Raw genomic sequence first — 19,776 nt, 5'->3', positions numbered from 1 at the left:
CCATCCTCACGCAGGGCGCCCCGCTCAGCGGCGCTTGGAGCGGCGGGGACCATCGGGCACGAGCACGTAGCGGCTCGACGACGGCTCGGGCTGCCGGAGGAGCTCTGCTCGGAGCAGCGCCTCCGCGAGCCGCGCCTCGATGACCTCGTCCGTGACGCCTGGCTCGAGGGTCACCACCGCAGCCTGGATGTCGCGCGCCAGGGCGTCAAACTCCGCGCTGTCGAAGGCGTAGATGTCGTCGGGGAACAAGAGCGCGAGCGGCTTCCGCTCCACGGCCGTGTTCGTCAGCGCAGCGAGGTCGCTCTCGACGATGAGCATGACGCGAGCCCGCAGGCACATCCCCCTGCAGCGCGCCGCGAGCGCCTCGGACGAGCCGACGAGCAGGACCGATCGAGGCGCGTTGACCGCCTTGGTGGCCTCGTCGTCCCCGTGCTCGTGAGTCATTCCTCGAAGAGTACGTGAACGAGCGGATGAAGCCATCCCTCTTGCGCCGCTCACGCGCCCGCGATGAGCGTCAAGCAGCCGGCCGGGGCAAGGTGAGCCGAGAATCCCACCGCGGCGGCCGCGCTACTCCCTGCAGCGCGCCGCCGCGGCGAGCGCGAGGGCGAGGGCGCTCGCCGCGAGCAGACCGGCGCTCGCCGGCTGCCCGAGCCCGAGCGGCGAAGAGCCGCCGAGGAGGTTGGCGGCGTTTCCCCGGGGCAACAATGCGCCGATCACCCCGGTCGAGCCACCGAGCAGGAGATCGGCGGCGAGCGGCACGAAGCGGCCGCGGCCGCGCCGGAAGAAGGTCGCGCCGAGCGAGAACCAGCCAGCGTAGGCGGCCCCGGTGAGCGCGCCGATCCACCCACTGATGAGCACGTCTCGGACGATGGGTGCGGCACCGGGACCGTGGGCGAACACAACAACGACAACGGCGAGCAGCGCTCCCACGAGGGCGGAAGCGAGCGCCGTGGCCAGGGCGATGCCCAGCGCGACATGGTGGGACGCGGCGCCGAAGCGAGCCGCCGGCCAGGCCGCGTCGCGCAGCGCGGTCCGATCGGCGGCGTCGGCCGCGAGGGAGAAGATCGTGAGCGGCGTGGCGAGGCGGAACGTGGCGAGCAGCGCCCGGTCCACGGCCCCGGACGACCCGAACGCGACCTCGATGACCGCGGCGGCGACCGCGAGCGCGACGCCGAGCCCGAACGCCAGCAGAGGACGCCGCGCGCGGAGGCGGCTCAGGGTCATCTCCATCCCGAGGCGGACGCCCGTCAGCGCGGGTCCGCCCCGCTCGGCGCCCCCCTCCACGGGGAGCGGCGGCTGCGCCGCGGCGCTCCGTGCGCTCTCACCCACCATCGTGGCGTCCTGTCTCCGTCGCGCGCGGCGCGAGCGGCGAACCGTCGGCCCCCGGCGGGTCGGCGCCGAGCCGCCCGCCAGCGGCGGCGTCGCCGGGCGCCGACGGACCGCGCGACGGCGGGCCGAGCGGCGCCGGTGCGTCGAACGCCGCCACGGCGACCGGCCCCTGTGGCGCGCCCGACAGAGGCGCGGCGCCGTCGATCGCAGGCGCGCCGAAGGGCCGGTGCGGGCGAACGGCAGCCAGGTGCAACGCCGTCGCGGCCCGCACGTCGCGCAGCGACGGGGCCGGCGAGGAGATCGCTATCAGCGTGACGTCCTCCCTCGCGGCCGCGTCCAGGATCGCGAGCGCCGCCGCCTCCCTGTCCGCAGCCCGGATCCGCAGCGTCGAGACCGCCTCCGCCGGCCCTCGCTCCCACGCGCCCGCGCGCACGGCGGGGGCGCTCGCGAGCGCCGCGGCCAGCGCGCGGGCGCCCGGCGCGTCGGGCGCCCGCTCGTGGACGAGCACGTGGAGCTCGACCTCGAGCTGCCCCGCGCCCGGCGAGGCCGCGCCCGGGGAGGCGGCGAGGCGCTCGCCGGCGCCGGGCTCGGTTCGCACGATGACGCCGCGATCGAGCACGTGGACGCGGTCGGCGAGGGCGCTCGCGTCGACGGTCGACGACGTGAGCAGCACGACGCAGGCGCCGGCCGCGGCGAGGGCGCGCACGCGCTCTCGGACCGGCTCCGCAGACGGCACGGCGACCTCGGCGAACGGCTCGACGAGGCAGAGCAGGAGCGGCCGCGGCACCGCGAGGGCGAGCGACAGCTCGACCGCCCGGGCCTCGGAGAAGCTCAACGAGGCCCTGCGGCGGGCGAGGAGCGGCGCGACGCCGAGCGGCTCGAGGAGCGCCGCGGCGCCGCTCGCTGGCGCGCCGCGGGCCCGGAGCGCGACCGACATGCAGGACGCCACAGACGCGCCCTCGGGGAGCTCCGGGGTGACGGCAAGGACGCCGATCCGCGCCCGCGTCGCCGCGCTCCGGAGCGGGTCCCGCCCCGCCACGAGGACGCGGCCTGCGAGGGGTGCGGCGCGCCCTGCGAGCACCTCCGCGAGGGCCAGCGTCCCGTCCTCCGGAGCGCCGAGCACCGCGTGCACGCCCGCGCCGAGCGCGACCGACAGGCCCGAGAGGCCCCCGCGAGCGCGCCCCTCCTCGCCGGCGGCGTCGCGCGCGCGCACGCCCTCGAGCACCACGACGGCCTCGCCCGGGCTCATCCGACAGGGCCCCCCGCCGAGCGGGCCGCGAAGGAGAGGAACGCGCCGAGCGCGCCCGGGATCGACCACCTCGAGTCGCCCGCGAGATCGGCGAGGGCCCAGGGGACGAGGGTCAGCGCAAGGAACAGCGCGCGCCCTCGCGCCCCGGCGACCCGGCCGCTCGCCGCGGCGAGGCCGCCGAGCGTCACGCCGGAGACGACGCCGAAGAGGGCGAGCGCGGCGCCATAAGCGAGGTGCTGGGAGGCGAGCAGCAACGAGCCGGAGAGGAGCGCCGCCAGCGCCGAGAGCGCGGCCAGCGGGAGCGCGACGACGCGCGCGATCTCCATCATCGCGGCGAGGCTGCGCGCGCCGTGGAGCGAGGCCCGCGAGATGCCCCGCGCAGCGGCGAGCGCCTCGATGCCGTCGCGGCGGTCGGACGCCGGGCGATCGTGCGCCGCGGCGAGGGCGATGGGGCCAGCGGCCGCCCACGCGAGCCCGCGCGCCGCGGACCCGAGCAGCCCCTCCAGCGAGATCGTCCCGTCGTCGAGCTGGAGCACGAGCGCCATGACGCCGTACCCCAGCGAGATGAGCGCGGCCATGGCGATGCCGAGCCGCCCGCCTCGCGCTGCGCGGAGCCGCGCACAGCCGAGCGAGACGGCCGCGCGCAGCGAGCGCCGCGCGGCCGCCCGCCGCCGCACGGGATCGTCCGGGCGCTTGCTCGGCGCATCGCGCGGTTCGGGGTCGTGCGGGCGGATCATCGGAGGGAGCGTGCGGACGGCGCGGCGGCGACGCGCTGCTAGCGCTGCCCTTCCAGGCGCGCGGGCGCAAGGCCAATGTGCCACGGTCCGGAGCGCGTCGCCGGAATGTGGCGCCGCCGCGCGCCAGCGCCACCCCGCTGCGACGCGCGGGCGGCCGTGGCTTTGTTGTCCTCGGGGCTCGGCGCCCACCCCCAGCGTCCGCTCCGCGGAGCTAGTCGTAGGAGAGCCCGCGACGGCCCGCGTGCTTGCGCTTGCGCTCCTTGTCCGCGACGCCGATCTTCCCCCACTCGTAGGTGATCCGACGGCGAAAGGCGCCCAGCGCGTCCCCTCCGTAGAGCAGGAGCTCGCGCGGCGAGTCCGTCTCGCCGATCGTGGGCTCCCAGAGATCCGACGGGACGAACGCGAGCAGCGCCGGCGCGCTCATGCGCATCCGGCCGATGAGGAGCCCGCACGTCGTCCCGTCGCCGGGGCGCGCCCGCTTCGCGCGCTTGGCGCGACCGCGCCGCTCCCCGTTCACCCTGTCCGGCCGCGCGCAGCCTCCGCCGAGCACGAGCTCTTCGTTGCCCCGGGGGTGCCAGGTCCACATGCGCTCCACGCTGAACGCCCCCGCGGTCGACCCGTCCCTGGACGCGGCGCGCGCCTCCTCCGGCGCGAGCTGCGCGAGCTGCGCCGCCGCGCGCGGGTCGACGAGCGGCTCCAGCCGGAGCGGGCGATCTCGGGTCACGTCGAGCACCACCTCGAAGCTGTTCACCTCGCCGGCGCAGCAGCGCACGCCGACCTCGGGGCGGCGCGTGTCCGGCTTGGCGCCGCGCCCGTGGGCGCATCGCCCCACGAGCTCGCCCGCCGGCCCGTTGCCTCCGCGCAGCGTGACGAGCCCTGGCTTGCCGCTGTCCCGCTGCCACTGGCTCGAGGTCCAGGTCCAGATGCCGCCATGAAGATCGTGCACCCCGAACGCGCTCACGCACCCCGCGTTCACCCCGTTCGGCGTCAGGACCCGGCTCTGCCCCGTCGCGCAGACCGCCGCCTTGTACGTGTCGCCGTACTCGTAGGTGGTGTTCTCCGGCCCCTTGCACGCCCGCTCGATCTCGAGCTCCGTGCAGAGCCGCTTGCCCTGCGCCTCGCACAGCGCGCGCGCCTCGTCCTGCGCGATGTTCGTGGTCGGGATCGCGCCGACCTCGTTGGGATACGAGAAGACGTCGATGTAGAAGCCGTGCATCACGACCTGCGCGCCCGCCATCTCCTCGTCGGCGATGCGCGGCAGCCGGTCCGGCGGCGTGCCCGCGATGAGCACGCCCTTCGGGATCCACGCCATGCCGGGGCGCGGCTCCGGCTCGGCCTGGCTCACGTCCCAGGGCGGCGCGGCGTCGAGATCGGCGTCCGCGCCCGGCGGGGCGCCGCCGCGATCGCAGCCGGGAGAGGCCGCGAGGAGGCCGGCGACCGACACGGCGGCGGCGAGGGCCTTCCCCCCCGGCGCACGGACGGAGCGCTGCTCGCCGACGCCCACGGGCTCACTCGGCGTCGCGCTCGCGGAGGTTCAGCTCCTTCATCTTGAGCTGGAGCCCCTTGCGCGAGATCTTGAGGAGCCGCGCGGCGTGGGTGACATTGCCGTGCGTCTGCTTGAGGGCGCGCTCGATGAGGTCGCGCTCGAGCTTGCTCATCGCCGCCTTGACCTGCTCCTTGAGGCCGTCGGGCGTCGAGGGCGCGGCGGAGGTGTCCGCGGCCGCGGCCACGAGCGGCAGCGACGCGCCGGGCGTCGACGCGGCGCCGCTGCGGATCTCCTCCGGCAGGTCGTCGAGGCGGATGCGCGCGCCGTCGGCGAAGAGCAGCGCGCGCTCGACGACGTTCTCGAGCTCGCGGATGTTCCCCGGCCAGGCGTGCGAGGCCAGGCGCTCGAGCGCCTCGGGCTCGATGCCCTCGATGCTCTTCTTGAGGCGCGCGTTGAACTTCGCGACGAAGTGGGCGCAGAGGTGGGGGATGTCGCTCCTCCGGTCGCGCAGCGCGGGGAGCGCGATCGGGACGACGTTGAGCCGGTAGAAGAGGTCTTCGCGGAACGTGCCCGCCGCGATCTCCCGCTTGAGGTCCCGGTTGGTGGCGGCGACGAGCCGGACGTCGACGTGGATGGTCTTGATGCCGCCGACCCGCTCGAACTCGCTCTCCTGCAGGACGCGCAGGAGCTTCACCTGCATCTCGTTCGGGATCTCGCCGATCTCGTCGAGGAAGAGCGTCCCGCCGGAGGCGAGCTCGAAGCGCCCCGGCTTCGAGGCGACCGCGCCTGTGAAGGCCCCGCGCTCGTAGCCGAAGAGCTCCGACTCCATGAGATCCTTCGGGATGGCCGCGCAGTTGACCTTGATGAACGGCCTGTCGCGCCGGCTCGAGTTCTCGTGCAGCGCCCGCGCGACGAGCTCTTTCCCCGTACCGCTCTCGCCGCTGATGAGCACCGTGGTCGGCGTGTCGGCGACCCGCTCGAGGATCGCGTAGAGCTCCTGGATGGGCGGGCTCTCACCGATGATGCCGAACCGGTCCGACCCCCCCCGAGGCGGCGCCGCGGAGACGTCCCGCGTGGCGTCCGCGCTCGCGAGATCGCGGGTGCGGAGGGCCTTCTTCACGACGACGCGCACCTCGTTCTGATCGAACGGCTTCGTGATGTAGTCGAACGCGCCCGTCTTGAGCGCCTCGACGGCGTTGTCGACGGTCCCGTGCGCCGTGAGGAGCACCACGGGCCGCGACGGGTCGTCGCGGAGCGCGGCGCGGAGCAGGTCCATGCCGTCGACCTTGGGCATCCGGAGATCGGTGATGACCAGATCGATGTGGTGCTCCTTCAGGAACGCGAGCCCCTCCTCGCCGTCTTCAGCGGTGTGGACCTCGTAGCCATCCCGGCCGAGCTGGGCGCTGAGGACCCGCCGGAGGTTCGCCTCGTCATCCACGACGAGGATCTGCTTCTTTTCGGGGAGCATCACCGGGCGAGACTAGCAGAACCGGAAACCAAGCAAGTGCCGGGACCGTCCCCACGAGGCTCCGGTCGGCCGCCCGCAGGCCGCGCAGCGGGCGCGCGGGGACGCCGACGGCGCGGCGCTGCCATCCCGTTCCCGTTGCCATGCCCGTCGCTGGCCGTCGCTTCGCTCCACGCTCGGCCGTTCGCCCTGCCGGTCGAGCAGGCCGAACGCATTGCCTCGAGGTCCGCCGGTATATCCTTTTTCTCGCTGCCGGCGAGGCGGATCAGTATGCTGCGGCCACTTCTCGTGGAGGGCGGCTCGGATGCGTGTGCTTCGGACTTGGCTGGTCGGTCTCGGCGCGGGGATATTCCTCGCTGCGGGGTTGGCCCTAGCAGGAGATCCGGCCATCGAGTACCCCGAGTGCAACCGTACGGCGACGGCCGCCGACCTGGAAGGCGCCAAGGGCGCGCACAAGGCGGCCACCCAGTTCTACGAGCGCGCTGACTACGATCGCGCCATCCAGTACTGGAAGGACGCCTACCAGCTCGACTGCTCGGCGCACGGCGTGCTCATCAACATCGCCAACGCGTACGAAAAGAAGGGCGAGCGCGCCGAGGCGGTCACGGCGCTGGAGACGTACCTGGCCCGCACGCCCGACGCGAGCGACGCGCAGACGATCCAGGACAAGATCCAGAACCTCAAGAACGCCCTCCGGCCGGCGCCCAGCGCCAGCGCGTCCGCGTCCGCATCGGCGCCCTCGGCGCTCCCGACGGCCCCCACCGCCTCGGCGATCCCGAACCGCCCCAAGGAGGTGCCTCCTCCGCAGCCTCCCTATGGCTATTATCCGTGGGCCGCGACGGGCGTCGGCGTCGTCACGGTGGCGGTCGGCGGGATGCTGACCTTGAGCGGCTTCTCGGACATCGGCGCCGCCGAGGACAGCTGCCCGTCGCGCAAGAACTGTGAGCAGAAGGTGGCCGAGCGGGGCAATCAAGGCCGCACGCACGCGACCGTCGGCGGCGTGCTCCTCGGGCTCGGCGCCGCCGGCATTGCCGGTGGCCTCATCTGGGAGCTCGGGTTCAATCAGCCCTGGCCCAGCAAGATCCGGCTGACCCCTGTCGCTGGACCAGGCACGGCCGGGATCGGCATGGGCGGCCGCTTCTGAGAGCCGGCTTCCAGGAGAGCCGCGCGGCGGCTTCCAGGAAAGTCTCTCGCTCCTTTCTGTGGGCGCGACGGCGACGTAGCCCGTGTCAAGGGTGCGCGGGGGCAATGCGAGGGGCGCCAGCGGGCGAGCGGGCGCTGCCTTCTGGGCGAGCGCTGTCGAGCGAGCGGGCGCTGCCTTCCGGCCGAGCGCTGTCGGGCGAGCGAGCGCTCACCGGCGCATCGTCTACTCTCCTACCGTGCCTCTCCGCTCCCACGCCCGCTCGCTCGTGGTACCGCGCCGTCTGAACAGGATCGCGCTCCCCTGCACGCTGCTCGCCGCGCTCGCCGGCACGATGGCAGCGGTGCTCGCCGGTGGCGACGCCCCCGCGCCCGCGATCTCGCGGGTCGGTCGCCTCCTCGTGCCCACCGCCGTCGCGGCGCCCGCTGCGCCCTCTGCGCCGACGGTCGCGATCCTCGCGACGCCTCCGGGGGCGGCCCGGACCACGCTCCACCTCGTGTCGGTCGGCGGCGCCAAGGCCGGTCCCTCGCTCGCCACGCTCCAGCACCTGAGCGACGCGGTGGTCCGGGCCCGCGTCGTCCCGCGGACGCGGCTCGTCGTCGCGACCGCCGACACGAGCCCGTCCCGCGACCGCTCGTTCAACGCGAGCCTCTTCCGGATCCGGCCCGGCGCGGAGCCCGTCGCGCTCTGCGACGGCGTGGTCCACGCGAGCAGCCCGCTCGTCACGTCCGAAGGGCGCGTCTTCGTCTCGCGCGGCGTCGCCGGCCAGGATCCGTCGCCCGACGACAACCTCGCGCGGCTCCGGGTCGACGCGCTCACCATCGACGAGGTCGACCTCGCCACCGGCGCGATCCGCACCGTGCACAGGTACACGGGCCACCTCGCCTTCCTCGCCGGCGCGTGGAACGGCGAGCTCGTCCTCTACCGCGTGTCCCCCGGGTCGGCCGACATCACCCTCGTGGACCCCGACTCCGGCGCGACGCGGGTGATCGCCCCGTCGATCCCGCCGTTCGCGCGCGATTTCTCGATCGACGCCGCGGCGGGCGGGCTCGTGTTCCAGGAGCGGCACGAGACCGATCCCGGCACGTGGGTCATCGATCGGATCGATCTCGCCCGAGGCAAGCGCACCCGGCTCGAGGCGAGCTCGAGCCACGGGCTCGCCCCGTACGCCTGGCCGGGCGGCGGGCTCGCCTACACGCCCGAGCGCGCCACCGGGCTCTCCGTGATCGGCGCCCGCGCCACGGTCCGCGGCCCGCTCGGCCCCGGCATCGACACCATCCAGGCCGTCTCCCAGGACGCGGCGTGGGTCGCCGCGCTGCACACGAACCCGTCCGCGTTCGCCGTCCCCTTCGCGATCCGCGTCGAGAGCGGCGAGGTCGCCGCGATCCCGGCGCCGCCCGGAGCGCGCATCGCGGTCGCCGGCTTCACCACCGCGAAGGAGGAGCCGTGACGGGCCGCGCTCTCCTGATCCCGGCGGCAATCGCCGCGGCCGCGCTGGTCGCGCCGGCCGCGCGCGCCGCCTACTGCCCCTGCTTCACGGCGTCGAGCGCCTACAACGATCGCGGCTGCGCGATCGAGGCCGCGCCGGGGGTCAACCCCTCCATCGCGGAGTGGGACGCCATCTTCGACCGCGTCTCGCGGGGCCCCGCGGCCTGGGGCGACGCCGGCCCGGCGGCCTTCAACCTCGGTCGGGGCTGCGATCAGCCCGAGGCGCGCCGTGACGTTCCCGCCACGTTCCCCTGCGAGCTGCTCAAGGCGATCGCCATGCAGGAGTCGGGATGGCGGCAGTTCTGCGAGCCGGACCGGCCCATGGACCAGGCGGGGGGGAGCTCGCGGACGATCATCTCCTTCGACTGCGGCTACGGCGCCTCGCAGATCACGAGCGGCATGCGGAGCGGCGACCGCCCGGATTTCGATCCGCGCCGCGTGGCCGCTGAGCCGACCTACAACGCGGCCACCGGCGCCCAGATCCTGGCCATGAAGTGGAAGGCCACGCGCTGCGTCGGCGACCGGCAGCCCGGGTTCATCGAGCACTGGTACAGCGCCGTGTGGGCCTACAACGGGCTCTCGTACGTCAACAACCCCAACAACCCCAACTACGACGCGGGCCGCGGCGTCTACGATCCGGCGATCGGCGGCGCCGTTCCGTACCAGGAGCGGGTGTTCGGCTGGATGGAGCACACCGGGGGGCGCTGGGCAAAGACCGAGGCCGCCTACCCGGACCTCGGCGAGATCGGCGGCAACGGCGCGCCGCCCGCGCTCTCCGATCCGCGCTGCGCATCGCCGACGGACTGCACGCGTAGGCGCCCCCTCCATGTCACGCGCTGCGCAGACGACGGCGGCGAGGCGGGCGGAGGCGGCGAAGGCGGCCATGGCGGCAGCGGCGGCGCGGGCGGCGCGAGCGACAGCGGCGGCGCAGACGGCGGCGAAGGTGGCCGCGGCGGCGCAGGCGAGAGCGGCGGGCCGGACGGAGACACCGAGGGCGCGACCGTCACCGCGGGCAACGGAGGCGCTGGCGCCCCCCTGGACGACGACCACGACGACGACCACGACGAGGCGACCTCGACGACGATGGGCATCTACGGCCGATGCTCCTGCGACGCGCCCGGGGACGGCGCGGCCGCTGGCGCGGCGTCCTGGCTCGCGGTCGGCGCCGGCGCGCTCGCCGCGGCGTGGCGCCGGAGGCTTCCGAGACGCCGCCGCGCGGACTAACCTCGCCGTCCATGCCGCCTCCGCTCGGATCCGAGCACATCGCAGCCTGGGCTGCCCGGCGCGGCCTCGCCTTCACGTCGCGCCCTGACGAGGCGTGGTTCCGCCGCTGGGAGCCCTACGACACGATCGCGCCCCCCTCCGCCTACCTCTCCGCGTGCACATGGATGGCGAGCCCCGGGCACGCCGTGATCGCCGAGCCCTGGTACGCCGAAGGCGAAAGCGAGCCCCTCGAGCGGACGCTGCTCGGCTTCGCGGCGCACCCGGCGCTGGAGCGCCGCGCCGCGATGCGCGTCGGCGAGCACTTCCTGACCCGCGTCGCCTTCATCGAGAGCGCGCCCCCGCCCCGGGTCACCCTCGGCGACGCGCTCTGGGACGCCCACGTGACGACCTTCGCCGCCTCCCAGCGCGACGCCGCAGCCGCGTTCCATCCGCGGCTGCGCAAGCTCCTCGCCCGCCGCGGCTTCCAGGGGCACCTCGAGCTCCGGCCTGGCGGGCTCGTGGTCCACTGCGCGGGCCTGCGGCCCACCCCGGAGCACTACGAGCGGCTGCTCGGCGTCGTGCGCGAGCTCGTCAACGCGGCGATCCCGCACGCCTGAGCGCTCGCGAGCGCGCTGCGTGCGCCCGCGAGCGCCCGCAGGGAGGGGCCTGCGCCGGCCCGCCGGCCAGCCCTGTCGACGCGTCCGCCGCGCCGTTCTAGGCTCTCCGCCCATGGCCAAGGTCCTGGTCGTCGAGGATGAGCCGGCCATCGCCGAGTCGATCGCCTACTTCCTGCGCCGCGACGGGTTCGCGGCCACCGTCGCCACCACGCTCGCGGCCGCCGAGCGGGAGATCGACAACGCGGATCTGATCATCCTCGATCTCATGCTCCCCGACGGCAGCGGGTTCGACCTGATCGGCCAGGCGCGGCGGAGCGCGGCGCGCGCCGCGATCATCGTCCTGTCGAGCCGCGACAGCGAGGCCGACCGCGTCGCCGCGCTCGAGACCGGCGCCGACGACTACGTGACAAAGCCGTTCTCCCCCCGGGAGATCGTGGCGCGGGTGCGGGCCGTCCTGCGCCGCGCCGCGCGGCCGTCGCCGTCCGCCGCCGCGCCCGCGCCGCTGCCGCTCGTGGTCGACGAGGCCACGCGGCGCGCGCACGTGAACGGCCAGAAGGTCGATCTCACCCGCGTCGAGTTCGATCTGCTCGCCTGCATGCTCGCCGCGCCGGGCAGGGTCTTCACGCGCGCGCAGCTCATCGACCGCGTCTGGGGCGACGGGTTCGCGATCACCGACCGGACCATCGACTCGCACGTGAAGGGGCTCCGGAAGAAGGTCGTCGAGGCCGGCGGCGACGCAGACCTCATCGAGACGGTGCGCGGCGTCGGCTACCGCGTCGCGGACAAGCCGGGCCCCGCCGAAGGCGGCGGTTGAGGCATGGTGCGCCTCGTCGTCACCGCGGCGGCGGCGGTCTCGCTCATCCTGCTCGTCGCGCTGTTCGCCTCCCGCCTCGTCCGCGCCCGGACGGCGGGGATGAGCATCCGGATGCAGATCTTCATCGCGCTCGGCGGCATCGTCGGCGCGTTCGCGTTCGGGCTCGGGCTGCTCGTCATCGATCGCATCGAGGCGCGCGCGACGCTGCTCGCCGAGGGCAGCGCGCGCGACGAGGCCGCCGCGTTCGCCGCCGTGGCCGCGATGGAGATGGAGGTGCGCGGCGTCGACCTCGCGGCCGTGCGCGCGCTCGACGGCGAGGCCGAGGGCCCGACCGTCCAGAGCATCGCGCTGCTCGATCCCGAGGGCCGCGTGCTCCGGGCGCGCGGCGCCTCGCCGGGCGAGCCCGGGACGGTCTTCGTGACCGCGCCCATCCAGGTCCGCGGCCAGCGCGTCGGCAGCGTGCAGGTCGTGAAGCCGACGATCGTCGTGCAGCGGATGGTCGCCGACTTCGCCCCGCCGATCCTCGTCCTCAGCACGGTGCTCGGCGCCGCGGCGGCGATCTCGTCGTTCCTGATCGGCCGCACCATCGCGACGCCGATCGAGGCGCTCACCGAGTTCGCGGTGCGCGTGAGCGAGGGCGAGGTGCGCGCGGCGACGCCGCCGGCCCAGGGCCGCGAGGTCCAGCGGCTGACGCGCGCCATCGACTCGATGCGGCGCCAGATCGAGGGCCGGCCCTTCGTCGAGACGTTCGCCGCGGATCTCTCGCACGAGCTCAAGAACCCCGTCGCCGCGATCCGCGCGAGCGCCGAGGTGCTCTCCGAGGGCGCGCTCGAGGACGCAGAGGAGGCCGCCCGCTTCGTCGCGCGCATCCGCGAGGCGACGACGCGGATCGAGGCCCTCCTCGGGGAGCTCCTGTCGCTCGCGCGCCTCGAGGCGCGCGGCGTGGAGCAGGCCGCGGTCGTCGATCTGGTCGCGATCGCGGAGGCCGCCGCGGCGCGGGCGCGAGAGCGCGGCAGCCGCGTCGAGCTCGACGCGCCGAGCTCGGCGGCGGTGCGCGGCGACGAGCAGTGGCTGTCGCGCGCCCTCGACAACCTGCTCGACAACGCGCGCACGCACGGCGACGCCGCGGCCCCCGTTCAGATCGCCGTGTCTCGCATGGGCGGACAGGTCGCGATCTCGATCCGCAACCACGGCGAGATCGGGCGGCACGTCGCGGGCCGCCTCTTCCGCCGCTTCGTGACGACCCGCGCCGACCGGGGCGGCACTGGCCTGGGCCTCGCGATCGTCAAGGCGATCGCCGAGGCCCACAGCGGCTCGGCGGAGTGCACCCACCGCGGCCCGCCCGTTGTCGAGTTCAAGCTCTCGCTGCCAGGGGCCTGATCCTGTGGAACGATGAGCGCTGTCGCGCTGCTACACCTCCCTGGCGGTGATTTTGGTTTCCGGGAGGTTTCCTCGGTTTGACAGCGCGCCGGATCGGTGGTGCGAAAGCGGCGATGACGGTCGGGCGAGCGAACCGAAGAGCTCGAGCATCCGTCGGCGGGGAGATCTCCTTGAGCTCTCCCGCGCCATCCTCCACAGAACCTCCACAATCGCATCATCGTCGGCCCCCCTGCCGCGCCCATGCTCGGCGCAGAGTCCGTCGTCGTCCCCACCCAGGAAAGCCCATGACGTCCAGCAATCTCCCCAAGCACGTCGCGATCATCCTTGATGGCAATGGCCGCTGGGCGGCGGCTCGGGGCCTCCCCCGCATGCAGGGGCACCAGCACGGGGCGCAGGCCGTGCGCCTCTCGGTGCGCGCCTGCCGCGATCGCGGCATCCCGTACCTGACGCTCTACGCGTTCAGCGTGGCGAACTGGTCGAGGCCCAAGGACGAGATCGACGCGCTCATGCGCATCTGCCAGGAGTTCGCCGAGGGGGAGCACGACGAGCTGATCCGTCGAGGCATCGCGGTGCAGGTGGTCGGCGATCTCGAGGACATCCCGACGCCGACCCGGCGCGCGATGGAGAAGCTCGTGGAGGACACCGCCGGGGGCACCGAGATGACCCTGGCGCTCGCGCTGAGCTACGGCGGTCGCCGCGACATGGCGAACGCCATGCGCGCGCTCGCGGTCCGCGCGCGCGCCGGGCTAGTCATCCCGGAGGAGATCAACGAGAAGTCGCTCCGGAACTTCCTGACGACGAGCTCGATGCCGGATCCCGATCTCATCATCCGCACCGGCGGCGAGAAGCGCCTCAGCGACTTCCTGCTCTTCGAGGCCGCGTACGCGGAGCTGTTCTTCACCGACACGCTCTGGCCCGATTTCACCGAGGCGACGTTCGACGAGGCGGTCGCGACCTACAACCGGCGACAGCGGCGCTACGGCCGGACCGGCGAGCAGGTCCGGCGCCTTGCCGCGTCGAGCTGAGCGGACGCCGCCGGGGCACGGAGGCGCGGTGCCGGCGCGCGCCCACGGCGCCGGCGACGCTCGTGACGCCGGCCGGTGAAGGTCACGACGCTCGTGGCGGGCGTGACGCTCGCGACGCTCGTGACGCTCGTGACGCTCGATTCCGCGCCCGCGATGCAGTACGACAGATGCGCTTGTCGTCCAAGCGCCCGTAGCTCAGCTGGATAGAGCAGCGGCCTTCTAAGCCGCGGGTCGCAGGTTCGAATCCTGCCGGGCGTGCCGAACGTCCTCGGTGCGTCGCTTGACGCTCCCGCCCGCCGCGGACCACCATGTCCCTGACACCATGGACAAGAGGGTCGCGCTCGTGCTGGGCGGTCTGGTGCTGGGCGCGGCGGTCGCGCTCGCGACGGGGCGCGTGCGCGCCCAGGGGCTCGCGCCGAGCGTCGGGCTCGCGCCGAGCATCCCCGCGCCGCGATGGGAGCAGGACTGCGAGCAGGCGCACGGCGTGGACGAGGCCCGCGCCATCGCCAAGGCGCGGGGCGAGGGCGGGTGGGAGCTCGTGGCGCTCGACGCCGGCGTGATGTGCTTCAAGCGGCCGGTCCCGGCGCCTCCGAGGCCGACAGATCCCTGGCCGGGCTACTGACACCCCGCCGCGCAGCTGCCCGCCGTTCGAGGCGGAGCGGCCCCTCCGGCGGCGCGGCCGCGACCCTTCTCGGCCCGCGCGCTGCGTGTCAGCGTTCGGCATGATCGAACTCTGCGATCGGCGCTACGCGCTGCCCGCGCGCAAGACGGTGGTGTTCTGCGTCGACGGCTGCGGGCCGGAGTACCTCGACAAGGCGCTCGCGGACGGGCTGATGCCGCGGCTCGCGGGCGCGCTCGCCGCCGGCGGCCTGTACGTGCGCGGCCGGGGTCAGGTCCCGAGCTTCACGAACCCGAACAACGTGTCCATCGTGACCGGCCAGCCGACGCGCGTGCACGGCATCTCGGGCAACACCTACCTCGACGCCGCCACGGGGGAGGAAGTGCCGATGAACGATCCGCGGTTCCTGCGCGTCCCGACGCTCTTCGAGAAGATGGAGCAGGCGGGCGTCAGGACCCTCTGCATCACGGCCAAGGACAAGCTCCGCGCCCTCCTCGGCGCCTGCCGCGAGGAGGGCCCTCGCCCGATCTCGCTGTCGGCGGAGAAGGCGCACGAGCAGGCGATCCCGGAGCGCGGGATCGGCTCGATCACCGCCGCGGTCGGCCGCAAGAACCCGTCGATCTACGACTGGGACATCTCGCACTACGCGATGGAGATGGGCCTCGCGCTGCACGAGCGGCTCTCGGCCACGCTCCTCTACGTGTCGCTGACCGACTACGTGCAGCACAAGGAGCCGCCGCGCGGGCCGATGTCCGATCGGTTCTACGCCCGCTTCGACGCCCTCTTCGGCGAGTACCTCGACGCCGGCTTCGTCTGCGGCATCACCGCGGATCACGGCATGAACGACAAGACCGCGGACGACGGCTCGCCGAACGTGCGCTACCTGGACGACGCGCTGCGCGAGGCCGGGCTCTCGGGCCTCCGCGTGCTCCTGCCGATCACCGACCCGTACGTCGTGCACCACGGCGCGCTCGGGTCCTACGCGACCGTGTACCTCGGCGCGCCGACGCGGGACGGCGCGCAGGACGACGGAGCGCTCGAGCGCGCCGCCGAGGTCCTCGCGCGCCTCCCGGGCGTGGAGCTCGTCCTGCCCCGCGAGGAGGCGGCGCGGCGCTTCGCGCTGCCGCCGGATCGGATCGGCGACCTCGTCGTCCTCGGCGATCGGCGCACGGTGCTCGGCAAGAGCGCGGACTACCACGACCTCTCCGCCGTGCAGCGCGGGCTCCGGTCGCACGGCGGCCTGCACGAGGCGGAGGTGCCGATCCTCGCGAGCCACCCGCTCCGGCCCGGAGAGCGCGGCTGGCTCCTCGGCGCGGAGGCAGACGACGCGGACGCGGCGCGGGGCCAGAGGAGCGCGCTGTCGAACGCGGACGTCTTCGATCTGGTGCTCAACCGACTCTCGACCGCCATGGCCTAGCGCCGACGATCGAGCGCCTGAAGGGGGGACAGGGATGGGCTCGATGCTCTCAATCGAACGACCGGAGTTCCATTTTCCGTGCCTGATCGGCGGACGACCGGTCAGCCGGGACGAGCGCATCCTCGTGCGCTACCCGTTCACGGGCGAGGTGATCGGCAGCGTGCCGAGGCTCGACGAGGAGGCGGTGCTGGAGGCGCTCACGAGCGCGTCGTCCGGCCCGCCGCGGCTCTCTCGCCACGAGCGCAGCGAGATCCTCCTCCGCGCCGCGGCGAACATCGAAGCGCAGGCGGCGGCGGTGGCGCGGCTCATCACGTGGGAGAGCGGCCTCTGCCTCAAGGACACCGCCTACGAGGTGCGGCGCGCGCTCGACGTGCTCCGCTTCGCCGCGTACGAGGCGCTCCGCGACGACGGCCAGTGCCTCGCGTTCGACATCTCGGCGAACGGCAAGCCCCGGCGGGGCTACACGCTGCGCGAGCCGCTCCGCCTGGTGACGGCGATCACCCCGTTCAACCACCCGCTGAACCAGGTCGCCCACAAGGTCGCGCCGAGCGTCGCGAGCGGCAGCTCCATGGTGCTCAAGCCGTCGGAGAAGACGCCCCTCTCCGCGATCTACCTCGCGGCCGTGCTGCACGAGTCGGGGCTACCGCCCGGCATGCTCAGCGTCGTGACCGGCGATCCGTCCGAGATCGGGGGGGCGCTCGTGACCCACCCGGCGGTGGAGCTCGTGACGTTCACCGGCGGGGTCGAGATCGGCAAGCGCATCGCCGGCTTGCTCGGCTACCGGCGCGCGGTGCTCGAGCTCGGCGGCAACGACCCGCTCATCGTGCTCGACGACGCCGATCTCGACGAGGCCGTGCGGCTCGCGGCGTACGGCTGTTACAAGAACTCGGGGCAGCGCTGCACGGCCGTGAAGCGGCTCATCGTGAGCGAGCGCGTCGCCGACGAGCTCGCCGCCCGCCTCGCCGCCGCGTCGGCGCAGATCAAGGTGGGCGATCCGCACGATCCGGCGACCGACATGGGGACGGTGATCTCCGAGGCCGCGGCGCGGCAGCTCCAGGCGGCGGCCGAGGACACGCTCGCGCGGGGCGCCCGGCTGCTGTTCGGGAACGAGCGCCGCGGAGCCCTCTATGGCCCCACCGTGATGGATCACGTTCCGCGGGACGCCCCCTCCGTGCAGCGCGAGACCTTCGGCCCGCACGCGCCGATCCTGCGGGTGAGGGACATCGACGAGGCGATCGCTGTCGCGAACGGGACGAGCTACGGCCTCTCCGCCGGCGTCTGCACGAACGACCTGCGGCGCGTCCACCGGCTCGTGCGGGAGCTCCGCTGCGGCACGGTGAACGTGCGCGAGGTGCCGGGGTACCGGTCCGAGCTGTCGCCGTTCGGAGGGATCAAGGACAGCGGCATCGGCATCAAGGAGGGCGTCGTCGAGGCGATGAAGGCGATGACCAACGTGAAGCTCTACACGGTCCCCTGGGAGTGAGCGGGCGCCGACGCTTCCCCGTACCGCCTCGACGCCCGCCGTTGTAAGCGGATCGGCATGAGCGGAGAGCCCCTATCGGAGCGAGAGTTCGACGCCGTGGCCGATCGGTCGCTGCGCGCGCTGGATCGAGGGATCAACGAGATCCCCGACGGCGTCGAGGCCGACCTGCAGAGCGGCATCCTCACCCTGGAGTTCGAGGACGGCATCAAGTACGTCGTCAACAGCCACCGCGCCGCGCGCCAGATCTGGATGGCCGCCGAGCGGGCCGCGTGGCACTTCGACTACCGGCCGTCCGAGGACCGCTGGGTGGCCCAGAAGACGGGCGAGGAGCTCTGGAGCACGCTCGACGCCGTGCTGTCCCGCAAGCTCGGCCGCGCCGTGAAGCTCGCGCGCTGACCCGCTCGGTCCGCGGGGCGAGCCGCGTCACAGGGCGAAGCGGATGCCGAGCCCTCCGAGCAGGCCCGTCACGGAGGCGCCGACCCGGAGGTCGAACGCGACGCGGTCCCAGGGGCGAAGCGCGAGCCCGATCTCGGGCAGGACGAGCCACGGATAGACGAGCGGCCGCAGGCCTTGAGGCCGCCCCTTGGGGCGGGTGAACCAGCTCGGCTCGACGTAGCCGGGGTAGTGATCCGCGTCGTAGTCGAGCTGGTTGCAGTACCGGAAGCTCCCGAGCGGGTTGTTGGGCCCGCGGCATTTCACGTAGCGGTACGGGTCCCCCGGCACGAAGGAGCCCGGGTCGCCGGGGACCGCGTCCGCGGGGTACGCCTGGGTCCGGTAGAGGTCGCCCATGAACGTCCAGCCCGCGCCGAGGCCGGCTCCGAGGCGGAAGGCGAACAGCTCGTCTCGATCGAGCGGGATGTTCCAGACAAAGCGGACGCTCGCCTGGAGCGCCTGGAGATCGCTCTCGACGATCTCGTAGTCGGTGTCGGGGTGCCCCTTCGGCTTGAACGGCGTCTCGTGCATCCGGAAGTTCGCGTAGGCGACCGAGAACACGAGATCGAACCGCCGCCCGATGCGCGTGGACAGCGAGATGTCTCCGCCGGGGACGAGGACGTCCCGCCCCCCTTCCCCGAGGAGCTCGAACAGGAGCTGAGGGATGAAGAAGCCCTGGAAGCCTGCGCCGAGCCACACGTCGCGCTGCCTGCGCGGGCTGGGCGGCGTGGGCTCGGGCATCTCTACGGCAGGCTTCGCCTTGTCGTCGGGGCGCGTCGCGACGCGCGCCTCCTCCTCGACCGGCTTCTCCGGCGGCTTCTTCACGACGGGCTTCTCCGCCGGCTTCTTCTCCGGTGGCTTCTTCGCGACGGGCTTCTCCGCCGGCTTCTTCTCCGGCGGCTTCTTCGCGACCGGCTTCTTCGCGACCGGCTTCTCCGGCGGCTTCTTCGCGACCGGCTTCTCCGATGGCGTCGTCGCGACCGGCTTCTCCGCCGGCTTCTCCGGCGGCTTCTTCGCGACCGGCTTCTCCGGCGGCTTCTTCGCGCCGGGCTTCGGCTTGAGGCGCAGCTTGATCTCGCGCTGCTGCTTCTCCTTCAGGGTGATCTTCTGCGACGTCTCCTGGAAGCCCTCGGCCCTGGCGACGATCACCAGCACCTTGCCCGGATCGAACGGGTGCGGCGCCGACGGCTCGCTGATCACCTCCCCGTCGATCTCGACGACGAGCCCCTCGTAGGGCTCCGCCGGCGTGACCACGAGCGTCGGAATGCGCGCGTCGAGCTGAGCTGCCTTCTTCTTTGCCGATGTGATGGCCGCGACATCCCGCGCGCTGTAACCGCGCTCCTTCTTCTCGCTCGCGACCTTGTGGTAGATCTCGCTGGCCTTCAGCAGCTCGCCTTGCTTGACGTAGCAGTCCGCGAGCGGAACCGCCGAGCTCGGGCGATGCCGCTGGCCCTCGGCGGCCTCGAGGAGCGGGATCGCCCGCTTGCAGAAGCCGCCTCTGGCCGCGTTGATGCCCTGGTTCGCTTCCTTGTCGCCTGGTCCGGCGAACACCGGATGGGCGAACAGCACGGCCAGGAGGCCGACGAGACAAGCGATCGAAAGACGCAAGAGGCGCTCAGTCTACCACCGTGCCCACGAGGCGCGCGGGACGGACGGGATGCTGCCACCACGGATGTCGCGAACGGCGGGCCCGACGTAAGGGACTGCGTTAGGTGCTGCCCACATTGGCGCCTGCATCGCCTGGCGGCCGGCTCGGCGGAGCGAGCGGGACCTGGACCGCCCACCGTCCGGGCAGCTACCGCAGACGACATCGAAGGCGCCGGATCTCGTCGGGATCCCCGCGCGCCCGCCAGCGCGAAGAGCGCCGCAGACGAAAAGCTCGACGGATTCC

The 19,776-nt window shown here is 73.6% G+C and carries 18 protein-coding genes and 1 tRNA gene; 12 read left to right on the top strand and 7 right to left on the bottom strand.

Features of this window, described 5'->3' with window-relative positions:
• Positions 1 to 24 precede the first annotated feature (24 nt).
• The 6 genes from WME90_RS13270 to WME90_RS13245 form a co-directional block, all read right to left on the bottom strand.
• Positions 25 to 444, bottom strand: coding sequence for a hypothetical protein (locus WME90_RS13270; RefSeq protein WP_437281474.1), 420 nt, complete (start codon positions 442 to 444; stop codon positions 25 to 27).
• Between the two features lie 123 nt (positions 445 to 567).
• Entirely contained in the window at positions 568 to 1,332 is a 765-nt protein-coding gene (locus WME90_RS13265; RefSeq protein ID WP_437281473.1) for a hypothetical protein, read from the bottom strand.
• Complete coding sequence (locus WME90_RS13260) at positions 1,322 to 2,578, bottom strand: ABC transporter ATP-binding protein (RefSeq protein ID WP_437281472.1); 1,257 nt, start codon at positions 2,576 to 2,578, stop codon at positions 1,322 to 1,324. Before WME90_RS13260 ends, WME90_RS13265 begins: the two co-directional genes overlap by 11 nt.
• Entirely contained in the window at positions 2,575 to 3,315 is a 741-nt protein-coding gene (locus WME90_RS13255; protein WP_437281471.1) for a hypothetical protein, read from the bottom strand. The genes WME90_RS13260 and WME90_RS13255 overlap by 4 nt, the downstream gene beginning before the upstream one ends.
• 211 nt (positions 3,316 to 3,526) lie before the next feature.
• Positions 3,527 to 4,819: a formylglycine-generating enzyme family protein gene (locus WME90_RS13250; RefSeq protein ID WP_437281470.1), complete on the bottom strand. Its 1,293-nt coding sequence runs from the start codon at positions 4,817 to 4,819 to the stop codon at positions 3,527 to 3,529.
• A 4-nt stretch (positions 4,820 to 4,823) separates the two neighbouring features.
• Entirely contained in the window at positions 4,824 to 6,269 is a 1,446-nt protein-coding gene (locus WME90_RS13245) for a sigma-54-dependent transcriptional regulator (RefSeq protein ID WP_437283605.1), read from the bottom strand.
• A 361-nt stretch (positions 6,270 to 6,630) separates the two neighbouring features.
• On the opposite strand from WME90_RS13245, the gene WME90_RS13240 reads away from it, so the two are divergent.
• The 12 genes from WME90_RS13240 (at position 6,631) to cyaY (ending at position 17,849) form a co-directional block, all read left to right on the top strand.
• Positions 6,631 to 7,410 carry a tetratricopeptide repeat protein gene (locus tag WME90_RS13240; RefSeq protein ID WP_437281469.1) on the top strand — a complete coding sequence of 260 codons (780 nt, stop codon included), beginning with the start codon at positions 6,631 to 6,633 and terminating at the stop codon, positions 7,408 to 7,410.
• Between the two features lie 235 nt (positions 7,411 to 7,645).
• Complete coding sequence (locus tag WME90_RS13235; protein ID WP_437281468.1) at positions 7,646 to 8,857, top strand: hypothetical protein; 1,212 nt, start codon at positions 7,646 to 7,648, stop codon at positions 8,855 to 8,857.
• Positions 8,854 to 10,119, top strand: coding sequence for a hypothetical protein (locus WME90_RS13230; protein ID WP_437281467.1), 1,266 nt, complete (start codon positions 8,854 to 8,856; stop codon positions 10,117 to 10,119). Before WME90_RS13235 ends, WME90_RS13230 begins: the two co-directional genes overlap by 4 nt.
• An 11-nt stretch (positions 10,120 to 10,130) precedes the next feature.
• A complete protein-coding gene (locus tag WME90_RS13225) occupies positions 10,131 to 10,715 on the top strand; it encodes a hypothetical protein (RefSeq protein ID WP_437281466.1) in 585 nt (194 codons plus the stop codon).
• Positions 10,716 to 10,827: 112 nt separating this feature from the next.
• Entirely contained in the window at positions 10,828 to 11,529 is a 702-nt protein-coding gene (locus tag WME90_RS13220) for a winged helix-turn-helix domain-containing protein (protein WP_437281465.1), read from the top strand.
• Positions 11,530 to 11,532: 3 nt separating this feature from the next.
• Positions 11,533 to 12,909: a histidine kinase dimerization/phospho-acceptor domain-containing protein gene (locus WME90_RS13215; protein ID WP_437281464.1), complete on the top strand. Its 1,377-nt coding sequence runs from the start codon at positions 11,533 to 11,535 to the stop codon at positions 12,907 to 12,909.
• Positions 12,910 to 13,193: 284 nt separating this feature from the next.
• Complete coding sequence (gene uppS / locus WME90_RS13210; protein WP_437281463.1) at positions 13,194 to 13,934, top strand: polyprenyl diphosphate synthase; 741 nt, start codon at positions 13,194 to 13,196, stop codon at positions 13,932 to 13,934.
• Positions 13,935 to 14,118: 184 nt separating this feature from the next.
• Positions 14,119 to 14,192, top strand: a tRNA-Arg gene (locus WME90_RS13205).
• Between the two features lie 64 nt (positions 14,193 to 14,256).
• Positions 14,257 to 14,556, top strand: coding sequence for a hypothetical protein (locus tag WME90_RS13200; protein WP_437281462.1), 300 nt, complete (start codon positions 14,257 to 14,259; stop codon positions 14,554 to 14,556).
• Between the two features lie 100 nt (positions 14,557 to 14,656).
• Positions 14,657 to 15,970 carry a phosphonoacetate hydrolase gene (gene phnA / locus WME90_RS13195; protein WP_437281461.1) on the top strand — a complete coding sequence of 438 codons (1,314 nt, stop codon included), beginning with the start codon at positions 14,657 to 14,659 and terminating at the stop codon, positions 15,968 to 15,970.
• Positions 15,971 to 16,013: 43 nt separating this feature from the next.
• Positions 16,014 to 17,453, top strand: a complete 1,440-nt coding sequence (gene phnY, locus WME90_RS13190) for a phosphonoacetaldehyde dehydrogenase (protein ID WP_437281460.1) — start codon at positions 16,014 to 16,016, stop codon at positions 17,451 to 17,453.
• A 57-nt stretch (positions 17,454 to 17,510) separates the two neighbouring features.
• Positions 17,511 to 17,849 carry an iron donor protein CyaY gene (cyaY, locus tag WME90_RS13185; protein ID WP_437281459.1) on the top strand — a complete coding sequence of 113 codons (339 nt, stop codon included), beginning with the start codon at positions 17,511 to 17,513 and terminating at the stop codon, positions 17,847 to 17,849.
• A gap of 27 nt (positions 17,850 to 17,876) precedes the next feature.
• On the opposite strand, the gene WME90_RS13180 is transcribed toward cyaY, so the two are convergent.
• Complete coding sequence (locus tag WME90_RS13180; protein ID WP_437281458.1) at positions 17,877 to 19,493, bottom strand: hypothetical protein; 1,617 nt, start codon at positions 19,491 to 19,493, stop codon at positions 17,877 to 17,879.
• Positions 19,494 to 19,776 lie beyond the last annotated feature (283 nt).

The organism is Sorangium sp. So ce375, from assembly GCF_051473855.1.
Lineage (GTDB): Bacteria > Myxococcota_A > Polyangia > Polyangiales > Polyangiaceae > Sorangium.
This window is presented reverse-complemented; position numbering and strand designations above follow the sequence as displayed.